Source organism: Niveibacterium sp. (assembly GCF_041909475.1).
Lineage (GTDB): Bacteria > Pseudomonadota > Gammaproteobacteria > Burkholderiales > Rhodocyclaceae > Niveibacterium.
The window spans coordinates 115,469-136,123 of record NZ_JAYRDJ010000004.1 but is presented as its reverse complement, the minus strand read 5'-3'; the positions used below and the strand labels follow the sequence as shown (position 1 = coordinate 136,123).

Below are 20,655 nucleotides of genomic sequence, written 5' to 3'. Positions count from 1 at the left end.
TTAAGGCCGTAGCGTCAGCCGCAGATCTTCACCGAGTTTCCGTACGTCCACCCAGCGCATGCGGCCGACATCGTCCATCGCGCTGATCGGTGGCATGTCGGCCATCGCCCGGGCGTCGTTCCCCATCAGGCAGGGGGCAAGGTAGAGCAGTATTTCATCGGCGAGGCCGGCAGCGATCACGGCGCCTGACAGGCGAGCACCGGCCTCCACCATCAGTTCGTTGATGCCGCGCTGGGCGAGTTCGCTGAAGAGCCGCGGCAGATCGATGCGGCCTGAGCCATCGATCGGGCTTGCAATCAAGACGGCGCCCGCAGCGCGCAGCGCATCGGCCTTTGGGCCTTCCGCGTTCGGCGTTGCGATCCAGACCTCTCCGCCATCGAACAAGGCGGCCGTTGGCGGGGTGTCGAGTCGCGCGTCGACGATTACGCGCTTGGGCTGGCGCGTCGTCGGCACATGCCGCACGTTGAGCTGCGGGTTGTCCGCGAGCACCGTACCGATGCCGGTCAGCACCGCGCAGGCGCTCGCTCGCCAGTGGTGCACGTCGCACCGTGCGGCTTCACCCGTAATCCACTGACTTTGCCCGTTTGCCAACGCTGTTCGGCCGTCGGCCGACGCGGCGATTTTGACGCGGACCCACGGGCGCCCGCGCGTCATGCGAGAGACGAAGCCGGCGTTAAGTTCGCGTGCTTCGGCAGCGAGCAGCCCGCTTGCTGTCGAGATACCCGCATCGTTGAGGCGGCGCAGCCCGTTGCCACTGACCAGCGGATTCGGATCTTCCATCGCCGACACAACGCGGCCGAGGCCTGCTCGCACCAGTGCATCCGCACAAGGTGGCGTGCGGCCGAAGTGACTGCACGGTTCCAGCGTGACGTAGGCCGTGGCCCCCCGCACGTTTTCGCCGCGTGCCGCGGCGTCGTTCAGCGCTTGGAGCTCGGCGTGGTTCTGCCCGGCGGGTTGTGTCCAGCCCTCGCCGATGATGCTGCCGTCGCGCACGACGACGCAGCCGACGCGTGGGTTGGGTGAGGTGGTGTAGCGGCCGCGCTCGGCAAGTTGCAGCGCGCGGGCCATGAAGCGATGGTCGTCGCCGCTGAAGCTCACTCGGTGGCCTTGGCGCGGCGCGCGCGGGTACTGACTTCGCGGATCACTTCGGAGAATTCTTCTGCATCCTCGAAGTTTCGATACACCGACGCGAAGCGGATGTAGGCGACCTTGTCGAGTTTCTTCAGTTCGCGCATCACGAGTTCGCCGAGCTTCTCGCTCGGGATTTCGCGCTCGCCGAGCGACAGTAGCTTCTCTTCGATACGGCTGATTGCCGAGTCCACACTCTCGGCAGTGACCGGGCGTTTGCGCAGCGCGAGCTTCATGCTGGCGCGCAGCTTCTCGTGGTCGTACTCGGTGCGGCTGCCGTTGCGCTTGACCACTTGCGGCATGCGCAATTCGATCCGCTCGTAGGTCGTGAAGCGTTTGTCGCAATGCAGGCAGCGACGGCGGCGGCGGACGATGTCGCCTTCCTCGTTCTCACGGGTGTCGGTGACCTGCGTGGACGGGGTGCTGCAGAAGGGACATTTCATGGCTGGCTGGGCGCTCGCGAACGGGTTCTGGATGTGAAACGGGCGCCGCAATGCGGCGCCCGTCGAGTCTAGCGGTGTCGAGGCGTGCTCGTCACGCGCCGTAGACCGGGAACTTCTTACACAGCGCGGACACTTCGTCGCGCACGCGAGCCAGCACCGCTTCGTCGGCCGGGGCATCCAGCACGTCGGCGATCAGGTGTGCCACGCGTTCGGCTTCGATTTCAGTGAAGCCGCGGGTGGTCATCGCCGGCGAGCCGATACGGATACCCGAGGTGACGAAGGGCTTCTCCGGGTCCTTCGGGATCGCGTTCTTGTTCACCGTGATGTGGGCGCGGCCCAGCGCGGCTTCAGCTTCCTTGCCGGTGATCTTCTTCGCGCGCAGGTCGACGAGGAAGACATGGCTCTCGGTACGGCCGGAGATGATGCGCAGGCCACGTTGCTCCGCCAGCACGCGTGCCATCACGCGGGCGTTGTTGATGACCTGTTCCTGGTAGTGCTTGAACTCGGGCGTCAGCGCTTCCTTGAAGGCGACGGCCTTCGCGGCGATGACGTGCTCAAGCGGGCCGCCCTGCAGGCCCGGGAAGATGGCGGAGTTGATCGCCTTCTCGTGCTCGGCCTTCATCAGGATCACGCCGCCGCGCGGACCGCGCAGCGTCTTGTGCGTGGTCGAGGTGACGACATCGGCGTGCGGCACCGGGTTGGGGTAGCAACCGGCGGCGATCAGGCCGGCGTAGTGCGCCATGTCAACCCAGAAGATCGCGCCGACTTCCTTCGCGATCTTCGCGAAGCGTTCGAAGTCGATGCGCAGCGAGTAGGCCGATGCGCCAGCCACGATGATGCGCGGCTTGTGCTCGCGGGCGAGCGCTTCCATCGCTTCGTAGTCGATCTCTTCCTTCGCATCGAGGCCGTAGGCGACGACGTTGAACCACTTGCCGGACATGTTCAGCGGCATGCCGTGCGTCAGGTGGCCGCCTTCTGCGAGGCTCATGCCCATGATCGTGTCGCCCGGTTTGGCGAAGGCCATCAGCACGGCCTGATTGGCTTGCGAACCGGAGTTCGGCTGCACGTTCGCGGCATCGGCGCCGAAGACCTTCTTCAGGCGATCGATTGCGAGCTGCTCGACCACGTCCACATGCTCGCAGCCACCGTAGTAGCGCTTGCCGGGGTAACCCTCAGCGTACTTGTTGGTGAGCTGGGAGCCCTGGGCTTCCATCACCGCAGCGCTGACGTAGTTTTCGGAGGCGATCAGCTCGATGTGATCTTCCTGGCGGCGGTTTTCCGCTTCGATCGCGGCCCAGAGTTCCGGATCGACTTTGGCAAGGGTCTGCTGCTTTGAGAACATGGCGATGTTGGTCTGGCAGTGGGGTAAAACGCGAATTTTAGCACGCGTCAGGTGCTTGTTTCCTCAGGATTTTTGCAGCGCGGCATCGCGCAAAACGGCTACGGCAGTTCGTCCAGCGCCCGATCGAGATGGCTGCGTTCGTCCCACACCAGAATCCGCCAATCGCCGTCTTCCCGCATCAACCAGTTCACGGTGGCGTTGCTGATCGGGAAATCGCGGCGCTTTTCGAGCGGCAGGTCGGCCGCAACGCGGTGCGCCATGTCGAGCACGCCGCCGTGGGTAGCGACCAGCACGCTGCCGCCCGGGTGCGCGTCGGCGATGCGGTTGAGTGCGTCGCGCACGCGGGCGAGGAACACGTTCAGGCTCTCGCCGCCGCCGGGGAAGTCGGCGTCCGGCACGCGTGCCTCGAAGTGTGCGTAGGCCGCCGGAAAGCGTTCGCGCGCTTCGTCGTAGGTCCGCGCCTGGAATTCGCCGTAGTGGCGTTCACGCAACAGCGGGTCGAGCTGCACGGTTTGGTGCAGGCGATGCGCTACCGCTTCAGCCGTCTGGCGTGCGCGCCCGAGGTCGCTTGAGTAGATCGCGTCGAACTGCTCGTCGGCGAGGCACTGGGCGAGCAGACGCGCCTGTTCGAGACCGGTGTGGTTGAGCGGGATGTCGGTGTGGCCCTGGATGCGGCGGGCGACGTTCCAGTCGGTTTCGCCGTGGCGGATCAGGCAGAGGCGTGCGGTCATGCGGAGGTGGTGTCCATCGGGAAGCGAAGCGGGATTTTATGTCTTGCGCCCGCCGATGCCATACTTGCGCCACAACGATAAACGGGCCCCATCAAGAGGGCGCGTCACCACCAGTGAGGAGACAAAACCTTGGGCATTCTGCTGCGGCTATCCCGCCTGATCGATCTGCTCAATGAGCGGATTGCGCGTGCCGCGTTCTGGCTGATCCTGATCATGACCTTGATCAGTGCCGGCAACGCGGTGGTACGCAAGCTGTTCAACATGAGTTCCAACTCGCTGCTGGAAATCCAGTGGTACCTATTTTCGGGCGTCTTCCTGTTGTGTGCCGCATTTGCCCTGCAGAAGAATGCGCACGTCCGCATTGATGTGATCTACGGCAAGTTCTCCAAGCGCACGCAGATGTGGGTCGACATCTTCGGGACGGTGCTGTTCCTGTTCCCGATGGCTTTCATCATCCTGAAACTCTCGTGGCCGGTTTTCATGACCAGCCTGCAGAGCGGTGAGACTTCGGCCAACGCCGGTGGCCTGAAGCTATGGCCCGCTCGACTGATCCTGCCGGTTGGCGTGTTCCTGCTGATCCTGCAGGGCTTTTCTGAGATATTCAAACGACTGGCTTTTCTTACCGGCCATGGGCCTGACTCGACGGAGGGCGTCGTCGGCCCGTCGGAAGAAGAAGAGCTGGCCGAGGAGATCCGCAAGATGCGCGGTCTGGCGGAAGGGGAGGGCAAGTGATGGACTTCCTCATCCAGAACATCGCGCCGATCATCTTCCTGTCGATGGTCGTGATGCTGCTGCTTGGTTACCCCGTCGCGTTCGCTCTCGCCGCAACGGGTGTCGTGTTCGGGCTGATCGGTATCGAACTCGGGCTGCTGCAGCCGTCCTTGTTCCAGGCTTTGCCGGACCGGATCTGGGGCGTGATGAGCAATGACACGCTGCTCGCGATCCCGTTCTTCACCTTCATGGGGCTGATCCTGGAACGCAGCGGCATGGCCGAGGATCTGCTCGAGACCATCGGCCAGCTGTTCGGCCCGGTGCGCGGTGGCTTGGCTTTCGCGGTGATCTTCGTCGGTGCGATGCTGGCGGCGACGACCGGTGTGGTGGCGGCATCGGTGATCTCGATGGGCCTCATTTCATTGCCGATCATGCTGCGCTATGGCTACGACAAGCGCCTTGCCTCCGGCGTGATCGCGGCATCCGGCACGCTGGCGCAGATCATTCCGCCGTCGCTGGTGCTGATCATCATGGCCGACCAGCTTGGGCGCTCGGTGGGCGATATGTACAAGGGCGCCTTCATCCCCGGCTTCGTGCTCACCGGCCTGTATGTGGGTTACATCATCCTGGTCACGATGGTGCGCCCTGCATGGGCACCGGCGCTGCCCGCCGAAGCCCGCACCATCCGCGAGCCGGACGGCAAGAGCGGGCTGCGTTCGCTGGCTGTGCTGGTGGTGCTGGCGGTTGCGGCTGCCGTGGCGTTCGAGCACTGGTACTACGCCAACAAGCCGGACGCACCGACCGACGAGAAGATCGTCATGGTGATGGCCTCGGGCGTGATCTTTGCGTTCCTGCTGGCGCTGATCAACAAGCTGCTGAAGCTTGGCCTGCTGTCGCGTATGGCCGAGCAGGTCACCTTCGTGCTGATCCCGCCGCTGCTGCTGATCTTCCTGGTGCTGGGCACGATCTTCCTCGGCATCGCGACGCCGACCGAGGGTGGCGCGATGGGGGCGACGGGTGCGCTGATCATGGCGGTGATGCGCAAGCGGCTCGACAGCAAGCTTCTGAAGCAGGCGATGGAGTCCACGGCCAAGCTGACTGCTTTCGTGGTTTTCATCCTCGTCGGTGCGCGGGTGTTCAGCCTGACCTTCTACGGCGTGGATGGGCACAAGTGGGTTGAGCACCTGCTGCTGGATCTGCCGGGTGGCCAAGTGGGCTTCCTGATCGTGGTGAACATCCTGGTGTTCCTGCTGGCGTTCTTCCTCGACTTCTTCGAGCTCTCGTTCATCGTCGTGCCCTTGCTTGGGCCGGTGGCGGAGAAACTGGGGATCGACCTGATCTGGTTTGGCGTACTACTCGGCGTGAACATGCAGACCTCGTTCATGCACCCGCCTTTCGGGTTTGCGCTGTTCTACCTGCGCTCGGTGGCGCCTGCGAGTGTGCGCACAACCGACATCTACTGGGGGGCTGTGCCCTTTGTGGTGATCCAGGTCATCATGGTCGTGCTGGTGATTGTGTTTCCCGGCATGGTGACGATGAGCCTGGACAAGAAGGTTGATGTCGATGTGGACAAGGTGCAGATCGATGTGCCGCTGGAGCAGATGGATGCGCCGGAACTAACGCCACCGACTGCGGACGAGTCGGCGCCGGAGATTCCACCGCCGGATATCCCGCCGCCTGAAGCAGACTCGGCGAACAAGTGAAAAAAAGGCCCGCGAGATGCGCGGGCCTTTCTGCTGATTACGGCTGGGTTAGCTTTGTTGCGCTGCGGCGGGTGGCCATCAGGCTGAGGACGACGCCCGTCGTGATGATCGCGGCGACTACCCCGAGCGAGATGCCGATCGGCACCTTGTACCACTCGACGATCATCATCTTCGTGCCGATGAACAGCAATACCAGCGCAAGGGCGTGCTTCAGATACACGAAACGATCCGCCATGTCGGCCAGCAAGAAGTACATCGCGCGCAGGCCAAGGATTGCGAAGATGTTGGACGTCAGCACGATGAAGGGGTCGGTGGTGATCGCGAAGATCGCCGGGATCGAATCGACCGCGAAGATCACGTCGGAAATCTCGACCAGCACCAGCACGACAAACATCGGCGTGAACCAGCGTACGCCGTCGCGTATCAGCGTGAAGGATTCATTCTCGATCTTGTCGGTGATGCGCAGATGCCCGCGCATCCAGCGCAGCACCGGGTTCTTCGACAGATCGGCTTCGCCCTCGGACACGATCAGCATCTTGATGCCGGTGACGATCAGGAAGGCGCCGAAGAGATAGAGGATCCAGTGGAACTTGGCGATCAGTACCGCGCCGGCGAAGATCATCACCGTGCGCAGCGCGATTGCGCCGACCACGCCGTAGAGCAGCACGCGACGCTGGTATTCGATCGGCACCGCGAAGTAGCTGAAGATCATCAGCCACACGAACACGTTGTCGACGGCGAGCGACTTCTCGATCAGATAGCCGGTAATGAATTCGGTGGCACGCAGATTGGCGACTTCGCGGCCCACGGTCGCATCGAGCCAGAACCAGAGCGCAGCGGCGAAACCCATTGCGATGCTGACCCAGAAGACGGACCAACCCGCCGCTTCCTTGAACCCCACTTTATGAGCCTTGCGGCCCCCCAGCAGGAACAAGTCCATCAGGATGAATGCAAGTACGAGCACGAAGAAGCCCGTCCACATCCACCATGTACCAATTGTTGCCATCAGAAGCTCCTGAACGCGTTGAAATGAAATCGGCCTGTCCGTTGCCGGATCAGGCCGCACGTTTCAGAACGGACCTTTGCCGGTAACGGCAAAGGTCTTGCTCGCAGTCGCGCACTTGCGCGTACTGCCCGGATGCCCGGCAGCCCTGCCACGGGCCACGTCATGACGAACATCCGATCGGGAGCTACTCCCCTTTGGTAGCTACTCAGTCAGCGGCACTTCGGGAAAGTTCCGCGTGTCGGGAAAATATCTGCAGTGGTTGTGGCGCTAGGCGATCGCGGGGTAGTCGCCGTTGCCGTCCGGCCACGGGGTGAGGATGTCGAAGCCGGTTTCGGTGACAGCCACCATGTGTTCCCACTGCGCCGAGAGCGACCGATCTTTCGTGACCACCGTCCAGCCATCGGCCAGCAGGGCGGACGTGGCTTTGCCAGCGTTGATCATCGGCTCGATCGTGAACAGCATGCCCGGCTCCAGCACCAGGCCTTCGCCGCGACGGCCGTAGTGCCGCACTTCCGGTGCGTCGTGGTAGACCTGTCCGATGCCGTGGCCACAGTAGTCGCGGACCACACTGAAGCCGGCCTGCGCGGCAACCGTCTGGATCGCGTAGCCCACGTCGCCCAGCGTGGCGCCCGGTTTCACCGCTTCGATGCCGGCGCACATCGCGTCGAACGCGTTGCGCACCAGACAACGCGCCTGCTTGTTGGGCTCGCCGACGAGGTACATGCGGCTGGTATCGCCGAACCACCCATCCTTGATCACCGCGACGTCGATATTGAGGATGTCGCCATCGACAAGCGGACGATCGTTGGGGATGCCGTGGCAGATCACATGGTTCGGCGATGCACAGATCGTTTTCGGGAAGCCGCCGTAACCCACGTTTGCAGCGATCGCGCCCAAGGGGCCGGTAATGTAGTCGTGGCACAGGCGATCGAGCTCATTGGTGGTGACGCCCGGTCGCACATGGGGGGCGATCATCGCGAGCACCGAGGCGGCGAGCTCGCCCGCGGTGCGGGCTTGCGCTAGCTCAGACGGGGTGTGGATGCGTACGGCGCGGGAACGGGCCATAGGCGGATTCTCCTGTTGTCGTGTTCCGGCGGTGTGCCGACGCGGCGAGGTTGTTGCTGCCGGCGGCACCGAAACGAATTGCGGAGGAGAAGGATAGCGCGTGTCGCCCGCCACTCGGCTTGCCGCTGAAGCTGCTGTGCAGCGCGGATCGCGTCGTTAGGGAATGGCGCGCTTCGATTCTGGCCTTCGCTGCGGCGCGCGGGCAGACCGGCTTCGTCCTCACCCACGGTGTGCGGTACAAAAAACAACCCCGCCGCAGCGGGGTTGGTCGGTCGGCGCGGGCCGGATAACTACTTCTTCGCGCCGCTGCGCTGCTGCTGCAAGAAGTTGTCGTAGCGACTCTCCGCAACACCGAACCAGAGGATCTGGTCGTCGCGGAATTTCTTCCATGCGTCGTAGATCTTCTTGAACTTCGGGTTGCTGGCGGCGGTTTCCTCGTACAGCTCGAATGCGGCCTTGTAGGCAGCGGCCATCACCTCGGCACTGAAGGGACGCAGCTGGGTGCCGGTGGCAACGAGCTTCTTCAGCGCCAGCGGATTCTTCGCGTCGTATTCGGCCTGCATGTCAGCGTGCGCGTAGAGACAGGCATCTTCAAGAATCGCTTTGTATTCCTTAGGTAGCGCTTCCCACTGCTTCTGATTCACATACACCGACAGCTGCGGGCCACCTTCCCACCAACCGGGGTAGTAGTAGAACTTGGCGACCTTGTTGAAGCCCAGCTTCTCGTCGTCGTAGGGGCCAACCCACTCGGCGGCGTCGATGGTGCCTTTTTCAAGGGCGGGGTAGATGTCGCCGCCCGGGATCTGTTGCGGTACCGCGCCCAGCTTGGCGATTACCTTGCCGGCGAAGCCGCCGATGCGCATCTTGAGGCCTTCGAAATCCTTGACCGTCTTGATTTCCTTGCGGTACCAGCCGCCCATCTGCACCCCGGTGTTGCCGCATGGGATGTTGTAGATGTTGTAGTCCTTGAAGAACTCGCGTAGCAACTGCAGGCCGCCGCCTTGCATCATCCAGGCCGTCTGTTGGCGGCTGTTGAGGCCGAATGGCAGGGCCGTGTCGAAGGCGAAGGTCGGATCCTTGCCGACGAAGTAGTACGACGCCGAATGGCCGATTTCCACCGTGCCATCCTTGACCGCGTCGAGTACGCCGGGGCCGGGAACCAGCTCGCCCGCCGCGAATACCTGGATCTGGAACTTACCGCCGGTGGCTTCCGCGACGCGCTTGGCCATCGTCTCGGCGGCACCGTAGATCGTGTCCAGGCTCTTGGGGAAGCTTGATGCCAGCCGCCACTTGATGGTGGGCAACTCGGCGGCCATCGCCGGGCCGGCGACAGCGGCGGCACCTGCAGCAAGGCCGGCGCCAGCGTTCTTCAAAAATGAGCGACGTTCCACGTTGTCTCCTCTCCTGTTATGGGGTTGTTCGTGTGGGAACGTCGCGACTATACGAGAGCTATCGCGCAAAGGTGAAGTGTGGTTTTGGCGCAGCGCGGGCGCCGCGAGAGCCTTGTCCTGTAAGGCTCTCGTAAGAAATTCGGCAACCCCTCGCGGGGCATGGGGTTGCCAGTGCGCTCGCTCAGTCGCCGGCAACCGTCATGTTGCCAATCAGCACCGATCCGCATTGTTTCGAGCCACGCACAAGCATGTCGTTACCGCAGGCGACGATGTCGCGGAACATGTCGCGCAGGTTGCCGGCAATCGTGATCTCGTGCACCGGGTACGCAATCTCGCCATTTTCAACCCAGTAGCCGGCCGCCCCGCGCGAGTAGTCGCCGGTCACGGTGTTCACGCCATGGCCCAGCAGTTCAGTGACAAACAACCCACGCCCCATTTTCTTGAGCAAGCCAGTCAGGCCGAGCTTGCCGGGTTGCAGGATCAGGTTGTGGCAGCCGCCGGCGTTCCCGGTGGACTTCAGGCCCAGCTTGCGTGCCGAGTAGCTGCCGAGGAACCAGCCGTTGAGCGTGCCGCGCGTGACGACTTCGCGGCGCGCGGTCGCGACACCTTCGTCGTCAAACCAGCTGCTGGCCAGGCCGCCGGGAATGAACGGGTCTTCGAGCAGCGTTACCGCATCCGAGAACACCTGGGTGCCGAGGGTGTCGAGCAGGAACGAGCTGCGCCGGTAGAGGCTGCCGCCGCTCGCTGCGCTGACAAAATGCCCCAGCAGGCCGGCGGCCAGCGGGGCTTCGTACAGCACCGGCACCTCGCAGGTGTTCAACTTGCGGGCGTTCAAGCGTGAGAGGGCGCGGCGCGCCACATAGTCGCCGATCGCTTCGGGGGCCGGCAGATCGAGCGCGTTGCGCCGGGTGACGTACCAGTCATCGCGCTGCATGCCATCGCCTTCGCCCGCGATCATCGAGCAGCCAAGTCCATGGCGTGTGGTCGCATAGCCCTCGCAGAAGCCGAGGCTGTTTGCCGATACAAACTGGGTCTGCTGCGTCGATACGCTCGCCCCTTCGGAATTCGTGACGAGTTCGCTGACCGAAAAGCCCGAGGCCTCGCAGCGCCGGGCGAGTTCGATCGAAGCATCCACGTCGGTCGCCCAAGGGTGGAAGAGATCCAGCTCGCGCGGCTCCCGTGCCAGCTGCTCCGGGTCGGGCAAACCCGCCGCCGGGTCGCTGGCGGTGAAGCGGGCGATCGACACCGCAGCGGCCACCGTATCGCGCAGCGCCTGCGGAGCGAAGTCGGTTGTGCTTGCGTGACCGCGCTGTTGCCCCAGGTACACGGTGACCGAGATGCCCTTGTCGCGGTGGTACTCCAGCGTGTCGACTTCCCCCTGGCGCACGCTGACCGAATGCCCCCAACCCTCCGAAACATCGACGTCGCAGGCCGATGCGCCTTGGCCCTTGGCGCTTTTCAGCACATCGGCGGCAATCTCGCGCAGTGCATCCTGGGTGAAGCTGAATCCATTTGAAGTGGCCATGCCGGGGCATCCGTCGGGTCGAAAGCTATAATTTTACGTTCATGTGGCCAAATCGCCTTCGGAAACTCCATGCACCGCAATCCACAACACCAGAATGACGACGACTCGGACGAGTACGACGGCCCCAGCAAATCGCAACGCAAGCGCGACATGCACAAGCTGCAGGACATGGGCGCCGAGCTCGTGGCCCTGTCGCCAGCGCGCCTCGCCAAGGTGCCGCTGCCCGAACGGCTGCACGACGCGGTCCTCGAATACGCCCGCGTCGGCAAGCACGAAGCGAAGCGGCGCCAGCTGCAGTACATCGGCAAGCTGATGCGCGAAGTCGACCCGGCGCCGATCCGCGAGGCGCTCGACGCCTTCGCCGGGGTGTCGCGTGCCGAAATCGCGCGCCAGCACAAGCTCGAACGCCTGCGCGAGCGCTTGCTGGAAGACGAGGGCACGCTGGGCGATATCGCCGCCGCCTACCCGGACGCCGATCTGCAGCACCTGCGCAACCTGCGCCGCAATGCAATCAAGGAGCGTGACGCGGCCAAACCGCCGCGCGCCTATCGCGAGATCTTCCGCATCCTGCGCGACTTCGAATATGCCGACGATAGCGAGCTGCCGGTCGCGGATGATGAAGGCGGTGAAGGCGACGAGGCATGAGCGACACGCTGCGCATTGGCTTGGTGTCGATCAGCGATCGCGCCTCGTCCGGTGTCTATGAAGACAAGGGCCTGCCGGCGCTGACGGAATGGTTCGGCACCGCCCTGCGCAGCCCGTGGACGGCGGAAACCCGCCTGATTCCGGACGAACAGGCGGCGATCGAAGCCACCTTGATCGAGCTGTGCGATGTCGCCGGCTGCCATCTGGTGCTGACCACCGGCGGCACTGGCCCGGCGCCGCGGGACGTCACGCCTGAAGCGACGCTCGCCGTCGCACACAAGGTGATGCCCGGCTTTGGCGAACAGATGCGCCAGATCGGCCTCGTCTTTGTGCCGACTGCCATCCTGTCGCGCCAGGTCGGCGTGATCCGCGGACAGAGCTTGATCCTGAACCTCCCGGGTCAGCCCAAGGCAATCCGTGAGACCCTCGAAGGCGCGCGTAACCCCGACGGCAGCATCTGCGTGCCTGGCATCTTCGTAGCGGTGCCGTACTGCATCGATCTGATTGGCGGCCCGTACATCGAGACTGACGAGGCGATCGTGAAGGCATTCCGGCCGAAATCGGCGCTCAAGCCTGCAAACTGAGCGCCCACGGGGCGACTTCAGCCATACAAGCCCCAATGCGGTGTGATGCACTGCGCGGCAAGCGCGAGGTTCGGCTGAAAGGGAAATGCCATTCAGATATCATTCGTCGGTTCTCAATCACGATCGGTTTCGCACATGAAACGCACAGTTCTCGCGCTTTCCCTGTTTGTTGGTCTCGTTGGTTCCGCTGCTGCGGCGACGAGGCTCGACTTTGACCACTACGATCCGGTTGCGGATTCCGACGTCTGGGTATCGTTTCAGACGATCAACGGTGTTCGCCTTGACTGGACCGATGCAGCGCTGTGGTCGACCGACGGAGTGCCGTTCAGCCTTGATTCGACGACGTTCAAGGTTGATTGGCCTGCAGGCTGGGGACCCCAGCCTGTCGATGATCCCTCCTCTCCCGAATGGGACGAGGGCAAGGCGGACTATTGGATTTACGGCTACCGGAACGGCGTTGAGGTCGCGAGGGTTAGCAGCGCCATCTACACCGCCGATGGCTTTACGCGACAGGATCCTTCTGGGGTGCCGGCGTGGGGAGAGGCGTTCACGAAGAACCTGAATTGGACGAATCTCGATCTGGTAACGTGGCATTCAAGTGGTCGGAGCGACGGCATGAAGCTGGACGTCCTTTCTGTTTCTGGCGCCGGGATTACCGCGGCCGTGCCGGAACCGGAAACCTACGCGATGATGCTCGCGGGCCTTGGCATCACCGCGCTCGCAGCACGCCGCCGCAAGCGCGGCTGAGCAGGGTTGCTGCGGTTTGGCCGCAGGCTTGAGAAAGGGGCGCTGCGGCGCCCCTTTTGTTTGTACTCTCAGGCTTACGGTGTGCGGACGCGGTGTGGCGCGATGCGCGGGAAGCTGAGGCGGAAGCGGGCCCCGCTGCTGTCGGCGTTGAAGGCTTCGATCTTGCCGCCGAGGATGCCGCCAGCAAGGTTGTGCACGATGTAGAGCCCGAGTCCGCTGCCGCCTTCGCCCAGGCGGGTGGTGAAGAAGGGGTTGAAGATCTGCGCGAGGTGCTGCGGCGCGATGCCGCAGCCGTTGTCGCGAACTTCCAGTATCACGGTCTCGCCTTCGCACTGGGCCTCCAGCTCGATCAGGCCGCCTGGATGCTGGGCCAGGCCGTGTATCAGTGCGTTCTGGATCAGGTTCGTGAGGATCTGTTCGATCGCGCCGGGGAAGCTGTCGCATTCGATGTTGACCTCGATGCGGCTTTCGATCCGGTGAGGCGAGTGTTTGAACAGCGGACCGAGTGCGTGCAGCGTGTTGTCGATCAGTTCATCGAGCTGGAAGCTGCGTCGCCGCATGCTGGTCTGATCCACGGCGACTTGCTTGAAATCGTTGATCAGCGTGCCGGCGCGCAGGCTGTTGTTCTCGATCAGCGCCATGCCGGTTGCGAGATCCTCGAGGAAGCGCTGGAAACCACTGCGCGAAACGCGGTTGTCCGCCACCTGGCCGGCGAAGCTGCGGGCGAGGTCTGCCATGCTCGACGAGGCGGTGACCACCATGCCGATCGGCGTGTTGAGCTCGTGCGCAATGCCGGCAACGAGGCTGCCGAGTGCGGCGAGCTTCTCGCTTTGCACGAGTTGCTCCATCGCCTGTTTGAGTTCCGCCGTGCGTTGCGCGACGCGGCTTTCGAGTGACTCGTTGAGCTCGGTGAGCCGCGCCAGCGCATCGGCTAGCGAGGCCTGCGTTTCGCGCTGATCAGTGATGTCGGTGGAGATCGCGGACACGGCGTAGATTTCGCCGGCCGTGTTGCGCAGCGCGAAGCGCTCGGTCAGCCAGGTGCGATCGCCAAATTCTTCCTCGTGCCGTTGCGCGCTGCCCGCGAGTACTGTTGCTTGGTCGAGCTCTTCGCGCAGCCGCGCAAGCTGCGGTGGGAACAGCGTGCCGTCGCCTTGCCCCAGGATCTGTTCGGCCGGTTGGCCGACGAGGCGGGCGAACTGTTCGTTCACCAGCAGGTAGCGGCCGTCGTCGCCCTTCATCGTGATCGTGGCCGGTGCGTGGTCGATCAGGGCCTGCAGGAGCTGGGCGCTCTCGCGAAGCGCGATGGCACGCTCCTCGATCGCGGCGAGCATGCGGTTGACGGCGGTGCCGAGTTCGCTGATCTCGTCGTCACCACGCACGTGGACGCGCTGTGCGTAGTCGCGGGCTTCCGTGACGTGGGCGGCGAGTGCGGCCAGTTCATTGACCGGCTTGATCACGCGGGCGCGCAACGTGAGCACCATGACCAGCACCAGCAGCGCTTCGACCGCGATGCTGCTGGACAGCATCAGCCCGTAGCGCGGCAGGCGTTCCGCCAGAGACGGCAGGCGCTCCTGCAGCAGTAGTTGGCCAATGATCTGGCCTTGCACCCGCACCGGCTCAAGATGGCGGATCGCGCCCGGTATTTGCACGACGCCCTGCGTGGGTGGGCAGGGCGTGCCACCGTCGGGGCGGTAGCTTGCGAGGACGCGCCCGCGCTCGCCGTAGAGGCAGGCAAGCATGACGCTGGGCGTGGCGCGCAGAGTCAGCAGGTTTTCGTTGGCGGCGCGAGCATCGTCGAACGAAATCGCCGCGGCGCTGTTGAGCGCGAGGATCTCCGCGCGCCCGCGCAGATCCTGCAGGATGCGGTCGCGGTAGGTGCTTTGCTCATAGGCCAGCAGCAGCGCCAGATGCAGCACGACACCCAACAGCAGCACGCTGACGCTGAGACGGATCAGACGCCGTTCGAGCTTCATTGGCCGCCACCTTCTACATGGGCTGCCAGCGCGAGCAGGCGGGAGCTGAATTGCAGCTTGGCACGCACCGCGCTGTCGAGGTTCACCTCGAAACGCAGCGTGTTGCCTTGGGGAATCAGGTTGATCACGCCGCCCTTCTGCAGAAAACCACCTTGCTCGCTCACAGTCAGGATCGCACGGTCGCGCGCCGCGCTGAGCCAGTTACGGGTTTGCGTGCTGTCGCGGCCAAGGAACAGCACCGTGCAGCCCTCGACTTCCGCCGGTTCGAGCAGGCGCCGCACGGGTAGCCCGCTCTTGCCCTGGTTGCGCTCAAGCCAGTCAGCCACTTCGTCGGCGCTGACAAGGCACAGCATGTGCCCAGCGGTGGACGGCCACACGATGTAGCGGGTGAAGTTGATCAGGTAGGCAGCTTTCACCTGCGCATCGAGCGGCGCTGCATGGGCGACGACGCCCTGCACTGACAGGGCCGCGGCAAGAATGCCGATGCGGATCAGGAGCACGCAGCGTGACATCGTGTTAGCGGCAGGCAAGGCGATGCGTGCGTGCCGGGTTGCGCCTGCAAGGGGGAAGAAGTTTTGGGCCGGTGTCAGAAGGCATGACGATAGGTCAGCGCCACGGCCGGAGCCTCGGCGCGGTAGTTGCTCACATCGATCAGGTACATGCGTTTGTTGTATTTCGAATCCACCCAGCCGAGTACGTTGTAGGCGTTGAGCGCCACGGTGTCGTTGCCGAACACGCGGCAGGATGCGCCGAGATCGAGGAAAACGGCTTCCTGGAAACTGTCGGTGTAGCCAGGGTCGGACACTGCGGTGCTGGAGTAGGGGCCGGGGATGATCTTGTTGTTGATGTCGTTGGTGGCCTGCGTCGTGTCCTGCGAGCCGGGGTAGCCCCAGAACACCCGCAGCGCACCGCTCAGGCGCCAGTCTGCATTCGCCTGCCACACGGCGGCGAGCTTGCTCATGTGATTGCTCCAGTTGCTCAGGTCATTGCCATAGCCCAGATTGGCCACCGAGATCTTTTGCCGTGCGCCGGGCTCGACCTCGAAGTGATCGAGTTTGGTGTAGGCATGCGAAAAGCTCAGGCGCAGTGTGTCGGTCTTGTATTCGAGTTCCAGTTCGATGCCGCCGTAGGTGAAATTGGCAACGGCGGTTGGCGCCAGTGTCGTGGAGTTGAATCCGATTACTTCTACGTCGTTGTAGTAGGCCGCCAGATCCAGCCGCAGCGCGCGTGAGAGGGCGTGCTGGTAGATCAGCTCAATGCCCTGGAGCTGTTCCGGGGTGGATAGCTGGCCCGCCAGGTGTTGCTTGCGCAGCTCTTCCGCGTTGTTCTTGCGTACCGAGCGGCTCACCACCGACTTGAACGTGTCCGTCTCGTTCGGCGCATACACCAGTGACCAGCGCGGCGACCACATCCATTCGGTGTAGTCGTCCTTGTCGGCGCGCAGGCCGAGGAAGTTGGTCAAGGTATCCGACACCTGCCACTGGTGTTCGGCAAAGATGCCGTAGGCTGCGGAACCCCATTCGCTCATCAGCCCGAGCGACGAAGAGTAGGGGGCGGCGCCCGGGTAGCCCGGGCTCTTCAAACCGTAGCCTGAGTAGCTGTATTCGGCACCGGCAGCGAGGGATTGTGTTGCGCTCGCCTGCCCGCTGAGCGTCGCGCGCAGCAGGTACTGTTCTTCGCGATGGCTCTCGACCTGGTTCCACGGCGCGGCGACGTTGGCGAACACGCGCTCGTAGTCGAAACTGTCATAGCCGCCCTTGAGCTCGAGTGACATTGCCGGGCTCAGCGTCCAGCGTTGCGACATGTCCAGCGTGAGCTGCTGGTAGCCAACGCCCTGATCCGGTATGGCTGATTGCGGTGTCCCGGGCGCAGCAGAACCGATCGGTTTGGTGCCGAACACCTTGTGTTCCCACGCCAGTTCTTCGCCGCCACGGGTGTAGCGCAGCCAAGCGCGGAAGTTGTCGAGCTGATAGTCCGCATGCAGTTTGAGCTTGGGCTGGTCGCGGAAGGCGGCGTGGTTGTTCTGATAGTCGAAGGGGGCAGCTTCGCCCGCTTTGACCTGTTGTCCCCACGCGGTGTTGAAGGTGTTGCCGTACACCACCGGCGTATCATCGGGCGAGGCACCGTCGTAGTTCGCGATGCCGGCGTACAGCAGCAGGCCGTGCCGCTCGTCGCCAAGGGCAATGCGCTTCTTCGCTTCCAGGCTCTGGAACTGTTCTACCGCGCCGAGCTTCACCGTTGCGCCGTCCGCACTCGTGTCGCTGTAGCTCTCGGTCTGGATGCTGATCACCATCGACACCGCGCCCGGCCCGTACACCACCGAGCCCGGGCCGCGTACCACGTCGATGCGCTGGATATCGTCGAGCATCGGCAGATCGCGTTCGCTCATCGCGCCGAAGTGCGTCCGTTCGTTCAGCACGCGGCCGTTCAGCACGATCAGGTATTTGTCCTCACGGTCACCGATCAGCCCGCGCATGCCCATGTGCGGCGCTTCCCAGTGGTGGGGCAGGTAGTGAAAGCTGGGTACGTAGGTTTCGAGCAGGTCGAACAGGTTGCGCGCGCCGGTGTCGTGGATCATCTGCCGGTCGATCACGGTGACCGATGCAGGCACCCGGCGCGAGGTCGTTGGCGTGATCGTCGCGCTTTGCGGAACCGCTACATTGCCCAGCTGGCCGAGGTCGAGCTCCAGCACCGAAGCATCGTCCGGCGTCTGCGCAGTGGCGCAGCAAGCATGCACAGCCAGCGTAAGCAGGCCGATCCGCAGTATGTGTTGCCGCATGCTTCCCCTCCCGCCTTACGTCGTGGCTTGCCGGCTGTTTTCCCGGGCGCGCCCGCCAGCTTCTGCGAATTCGTATGCAAGCTTAACTAACGGCAAGGCGGCGGCGCACTTGAACGGTGCGTTGTTGCCGCGGGCGGCTCAGGGGGCGGTGAGCGGTAGATCGAGCGTGACGACGCAACCGGCGCCTTCGGCGCTGTCCAGCGATACGCTGCCGCCCAGCACGTCGCAGACGATCGTGTGCACGATGTAGAGGCCGAGGCCGCTGCCGCCGGAGCCCAGCCGCGTGGTGAAGAAGGGTTCGAAGGCGCGCGCCAGCTCGCGGTCGCCCATGCCGCGGCCGTTATCTCGCACCACGAGGCGTACGCGGTCAATACCATGGCGCTGCGCGGTGATTTCCAGCGCGCCTTCTGTACGGCCTTCGAAGGCGTGGATCAGCGCGTTCATCGCCAGGTTCTCGATCACCTGTTCCAGTGCGCCGGGGAAGCCATCCATCTCGATATCCGGTGCGATCGCAATCTCCAGCGCAATGCCACGTGGCCGCAGGCGCGGCTGCAGCAGGCTGATCAGCTCGTCGGTCACCTGATGCAGCAGGAAGTGGCGGCGCCCTTCGGACGATTGATCCACGGCAACCTGTTTGAACTGCTGCACGATGTGGGCGGCGCGGGCGAGCGAGCGTTCGATCAGGTTCACCGTCTGCTGCGCGAGGGTGGTGAAATCCTGCAGTGCGCTGCGGCGCAGGCTGCCGCCTTCGATGGTCCGGCCGAAATCGCGCAGCTCGCCGGCGAGGCTGCTGGCGGCGGTGATGCCGTTGCCGAGCGGGGTGTTCAGTTCGTGTGCTACTCCCGCGACGAGGCGGCCGAGCGAGGCGAGCTTCTCGCTGCGCATCAACTCCTGCTCGGCGCGCTGCAGGTGTTGCTGCGCAACGCGTCGCTCGGTTACGTCGATACCAACACCGCGATAGCCGATAAAGCGGCCACCGGCGAACTGCGGGGCGCCCGAAAGCTCGAGGTAGCGGGGCGGTGAATCGGTTTGCTGTAGCCGCAGCGCCACGGACTGGAATGCAGTGTGTCGCGTCAGGCGTGCGAGCAGCGGCGTGAGTTCGCTGCCGTCGTCCAGCGTCAGCGGCAGTGCGCCGAGTGCTTGGCCCACCCACTCGGCCGGGCGTACGTCTGCGTCAGCGAGCCCCTTGCCGATGATCTCGACGAAACATAGCTCGGCGTCCATCGTCCAGTACCAATCTGACGACAGCTCGGTCAGTTCGCGGAAGCGCGCCTGCTTGTCGCGCAAGGCGCGCACCAGCGGGCGGACCAACGCCGTCAGCAGCCAGCCGCCGAGCAGGATCGTCGGCAACGCAAACAGCAGTACCCGATGCAGCAAGCGGCGCAGTGGCGCATAGAACTCCTGCGCGTCCACGGTGATCAGCATCATCAAACCATTGCTGCTGACCTTGCGCGAAAGGTTCAGGCGCCCCATCGGCCGGTAGGCGATCACCGCCGTGCGCCCCTGCTCGTCACGCAACAGTTGCGGGGTAGTTGCGTCACCGGCTTCGCCATACAGCGTGGCGGCGTCGATGAAACTGCGCACTGCGGTGTCGCGCGGCATCCAGAGTGCCTCGGGCTTGCGTGATCGCAGGCAACGCACGCTGCCCTGGTAGAGCCCGCAGATCGCCATCTGCCCGGTGTTGCCGAGGTCGAAATCGGTTTCGGCGAGTTGTTCCCACGCAGGCACCGGATGCTGGATCACGATTTCGCCGACGCGGTTGCGTTGTGCATCCTCGATGTCCAGCCGCTGCAGCGCGAAGGGCACGCCCTGGTGCCACAGCAGGCTCACATCGCTGCGGCGGCGCGTGGTGGACCACAGCACCGTGCCGTCGAGGAAGTCGCCGCGCCGCGCGAGTTCCTTGCCCTGCGCGTCGCGGATCGATACCGCGCGGGCAATGCTGGCGCGAGCCGTCTGCGACGGGTTGGCCGGCGGCAGCAGGTCATCGACCGTCTGCACCAGTTTCGCCGTACCCGCTGCATCCGGCTGGCTGGCTTGTTGCACGAGCAGGGTGCTCACCTGCCGGTCGCGTACCAGCGGCGCGGCGTTGAGGTGTAGCGCGTCGAGCGCCGAGTAGAAGACGAACTGCCGCGTCTGCAGCGTGGCTTCGAGGTGCTGGTAGAGCGCCGTTTCCAGTTCTGCCTGCAGTGCCGTGAAGCTGATGAGGCCGGTTGCGAAGGCGATCATCGTCAGCAAGCCGAGGCCGATGCGGCTGATCAGCGATTCTTCGCGCTGCTCGCCCGGCCGCAGGCGGGATCGCTCGCGCAGCAGCAGGATCGCGAGCATCAATAGCGCGGCAGCCAGTGGAAGCGGCTGGGCCGCGACCGCGGGGCGGCCGTAGAGCAGGTCCAGATGGATGTAGTTGCCGGCAATCACCATCGCGCCGCCGCAAACCAGCGCGATGGCCGTCGGTGTCAGCAGGCCCGCAACGCGCCGCGCGCCGCGCCGGTGGGCGAAGGCCCACAGCAGCCATGCAACGGTGCACAGCAGCGCGGGCCAGCCGCGTGACGCCAGCGGCCAGAGACGGTGGGGCACGCTTGCCGGCGGCCATGCGTACAGCAACGGAGCGAGCGTCAAGCCAGCGGTGAGCAGCGCGGCGATCCGCCAGCGTGGCGAACTGGTGCTGCGGGCGCCAAGCGCCAACGCGGCGGCCAGCGCCATGCCAGCGGCAGTCGGGTTCCACCAGTGGGTGGCCGGGGCCGGAGCGGAGAGTGCGAAACCCAGCGCCAGCACGCCGTAAAGTGCCAGCAAGGCCATCGTGCCGCGTCGCAGGACATCGAATGGCTCAGGGCTGACTGCCACGCACCATGCTCCTTGGTGATCGGGCCGGCCGGTCGCCGCCC

Annotated in this window: 17 protein-coding genes; 5 read left to right on the top strand and 12 right to left on the bottom strand. The window is 64.3% G+C overall.

What is annotated here, in order from left to right; all coding sequences use genetic code 11:
- The 4 genes from ribD to ACE3P0_RS05380 all read right to left on the bottom strand — a co-directional run bounded on the left by ribD (window position 1) and on the right by ACE3P0_RS05380 (window position 3,644).
- Entirely contained in the window at window positions 1-1,098 is a 1,098-nt protein-coding gene (ribD, locus tag ACE3P0_RS05395; RefSeq protein ID WP_374400634.1) for a bifunctional diaminohydroxyphosphoribosylaminopyrimidine deaminase/5-amino-6-(5-phosphoribosylamino)uracil reductase RibD, read from the bottom strand.
- Complete coding sequence (nrdR, locus tag ACE3P0_RS05390) at window positions 1,095-1,571, bottom strand: transcriptional regulator NrdR (RefSeq protein ID WP_374400632.1); 477 nt, start codon at window positions 1,569-1,571, stop codon at window positions 1,095-1,097. Before nrdR ends, ribD begins: the two co-directional genes overlap by 4 nt.
- A gap of 91 nt (window positions 1,572-1,662) precedes the next feature.
- Entirely contained in the window at window positions 1,663-2,913 is a 1,251-nt protein-coding gene (gene glyA, locus ACE3P0_RS05385; protein WP_374400630.1) for a serine hydroxymethyltransferase, read from the bottom strand.
- 98 nt (window positions 2,914-3,011) lie between these two features.
- Window positions 3,012-3,644, bottom strand: coding sequence for a histidine phosphatase family protein (locus ACE3P0_RS05380; RefSeq protein ID WP_374400628.1), 633 nt, complete (start codon window positions 3,642-3,644; stop codon window positions 3,012-3,014).
- A 129-nt stretch (window positions 3,645-3,773) separates the two neighbouring features.
- On the opposite strand from ACE3P0_RS05380, the gene ACE3P0_RS05375 reads away from it, so the two are divergent.
- Together ACE3P0_RS05375 and ACE3P0_RS05370 are read left to right on the top strand one after the other, a co-directional pair.
- Window positions 3,774-4,376, top strand: a complete 603-nt coding sequence (locus ACE3P0_RS05375; RefSeq protein WP_374400626.1) for a TRAP transporter small permease subunit — start codon at window positions 3,774-3,776, stop codon at window positions 4,374-4,376.
- Window positions 4,373-6,058, top strand: coding sequence for a TRAP transporter large permease subunit (locus ACE3P0_RS05370; RefSeq protein ID WP_374400624.1), 1,686 nt, complete (start codon window positions 4,373-4,375; stop codon window positions 6,056-6,058). The genes ACE3P0_RS05375 and ACE3P0_RS05370 overlap by 4 nt, the downstream gene beginning before the upstream one ends.
- A gap of 37 nt (window positions 6,059-6,095) precedes the next feature.
- Here the strand turns inward: ACE3P0_RS05370 and ACE3P0_RS05365 are convergent, their stop codons facing one another.
- The 4 genes from ACE3P0_RS05365 to pmbA all read right to left on the bottom strand — a co-directional run bounded on the left by ACE3P0_RS05365 (window position 6,096) and on the right by pmbA (window position 11,045).
- Window positions 6,096-7,064, bottom strand: coding sequence for a TerC family protein (locus ACE3P0_RS05365; protein ID WP_374400622.1), 969 nt, complete (start codon window positions 7,062-7,064; stop codon window positions 6,096-6,098).
- Between the two features lie 267 nt (window positions 7,065-7,331).
- A complete protein-coding gene (gene map / locus ACE3P0_RS05360) occupies window positions 7,332-8,129 on the bottom strand; it encodes a type I methionyl aminopeptidase (protein WP_374400620.1) in 798 nt (265 codons plus the stop codon).
- Between the two features lie 290 nt (window positions 8,130-8,419).
- Window positions 8,420-9,520, bottom strand: coding sequence for a TRAP transporter substrate-binding protein (locus tag ACE3P0_RS05355; protein ID WP_374400618.1), 1,101 nt, complete (start codon window positions 9,518-9,520; stop codon window positions 8,420-8,422).
- 181 nt (window positions 9,521-9,701) lie between these two features.
- On the bottom strand, window positions 9,702-11,045 hold the full coding sequence (gene pmbA, locus ACE3P0_RS05350) for a metalloprotease PmbA (protein WP_374400616.1): 1,344 nt from the start codon (window positions 11,043-11,045) through the stop codon (window positions 9,702-9,704).
- A gap of 69 nt (window positions 11,046-11,114) precedes the next feature.
- Between pmbA and yjgA the strand changes: the two genes are divergently transcribed.
- The 3 genes from yjgA to ACE3P0_RS05335 all read left to right on the top strand — a co-directional run bounded on the left by yjgA (window position 11,115) and on the right by ACE3P0_RS05335 (window position 13,021).
- The gene (gene yjgA / locus ACE3P0_RS05345) at window positions 11,115-11,690 is read left to right on the top strand and encodes a ribosome biogenesis factor YjgA (protein WP_374400614.1); all 576 of its coding nucleotides are present in this window, start codon (window positions 11,115-11,117) and stop codon (window positions 11,688-11,690) included.
- The gene (gene mog / locus ACE3P0_RS05340) at window positions 11,687-12,274 is read left to right on the top strand and encodes a molybdopterin adenylyltransferase (protein ID WP_374400612.1); all 588 of its coding nucleotides are present in this window, start codon (window positions 11,687-11,689) and stop codon (window positions 12,272-12,274) included. Before yjgA ends, mog begins: the two co-directional genes overlap by 4 nt.
- Window positions 12,275-12,409: 135 nt before the next feature.
- A complete protein-coding gene (locus ACE3P0_RS05335; RefSeq protein WP_374400610.1) occupies window positions 12,410-13,021 on the top strand; it encodes a PEP-CTERM sorting domain-containing protein in 612 nt (203 codons plus the stop codon).
- Between the two features lie 74 nt (window positions 13,022-13,095).
- Here ACE3P0_RS05335 and ACE3P0_RS05330 read toward each other — a convergent pair whose 3' ends face one another.
- The 4 genes from ACE3P0_RS05330 to ACE3P0_RS05315 form a co-directional block, all read right to left on the bottom strand.
- Window positions 13,096-14,994: an ATP-binding protein gene (locus tag ACE3P0_RS05330; protein WP_374400608.1), complete on the bottom strand. Its 1,899-nt coding sequence runs from the start codon at window positions 14,992-14,994 to the stop codon at window positions 13,096-13,098.
- Window positions 14,991-15,506, bottom strand: a complete 516-nt coding sequence (locus ACE3P0_RS05325; protein ID WP_374400606.1) for a YfiR family protein — start codon at window positions 15,504-15,506, stop codon at window positions 14,991-14,993. Before ACE3P0_RS05325 ends, ACE3P0_RS05330 begins: the two co-directional genes overlap by 4 nt.
- Window positions 15,507-15,580: 74 nt before the next feature.
- Window positions 15,581-17,773: a TonB-dependent receptor plug domain-containing protein gene (locus tag ACE3P0_RS05320; protein WP_374400604.1), complete on the bottom strand. Its 2,193-nt coding sequence runs from the start codon at window positions 17,771-17,773 to the stop codon at window positions 15,581-15,583.
- Window positions 17,774-17,911: 138 nt separating this feature from the next.
- The gene (locus ACE3P0_RS05315; protein ID WP_374400602.1) at window positions 17,912-20,614 is read right to left on the bottom strand and encodes a sensor histidine kinase; all 2,703 of its coding nucleotides are present in this window, start codon (window positions 20,612-20,614) and stop codon (window positions 17,912-17,914) included.
- Window positions 20,615-20,655: the final 41 nt, after the last annotated feature.

Coding starts and splice junctions, on each gene's coding strand:
- nrdR (WP_374400632.1), bottom strand. CDS start 1,571: ATGAAATGTCCCTTCTGCAGCACCCCGTCCACGCAGGTCACCGACACC.
- glyA (WP_374400630.1), bottom strand. CDS start 2,913: ATGTTCTCAAAGCAGCAGACCCTTGCCAAAGTCGATCCGGAACTCTGG.
- ACE3P0_RS05380 (WP_374400628.1), bottom strand. CDS start 3,644: ATGACCGCACGCCTCTGCCTGATCCGCCACGGCGAAACCGACTGGAAC.
- ACE3P0_RS05365 (WP_374400622.1), bottom strand. CDS start 7,064: ATGGCAACAATTGGTACATGGTGGATGTGGACGGGCTTCTTCGTGCTC.
- map (WP_374400620.1), bottom strand. CDS start 8,129: ATGGCCCGTTCCCGCGCCGTACGCATCCACACCCCGTCTGAGCTAGCG.
- pmbA (WP_374400616.1), bottom strand. CDS start 11,045: ATGGCCACTTCAAATGGATTCAGCTTCACCCAGGATGCACTGCGCGAG.
- yjgA (WP_374400614.1), top strand. CDS start 11,115: ATGCACCGCAATCCACAACACCAGAATGACGACGACTCGGACGAGTAC.
- mog (WP_374400612.1), top strand. CDS start 11,687: ATGAGCGACACGCTGCGCATTGGCTTGGTGTCGATCAGCGATCGCGCC.
- ACE3P0_RS05335 (WP_374400610.1), top strand. CDS start 12,410: ATGAAACGCACAGTTCTCGCGCTTTCCCTGTTTGTTGGTCTCGTTGGT.
- ACE3P0_RS05330 (WP_374400608.1), bottom strand. CDS start 14,994: ATGAAGCTCGAACGGCGTCTGATCCGTCTCAGCGTCAGCGTGCTGCTG.
- ACE3P0_RS05325 (WP_374400606.1), bottom strand. CDS start 15,506: ATGTCACGCTGCGTGCTCCTGATCCGCATCGGCATTCTTGCCGCGGCC.
- ACE3P0_RS05320 (WP_374400604.1), bottom strand. CDS start 17,773: ATGCGGCAACACATACTGCGGATCGGCCTGCTTACGCTGGCTGTGCAT.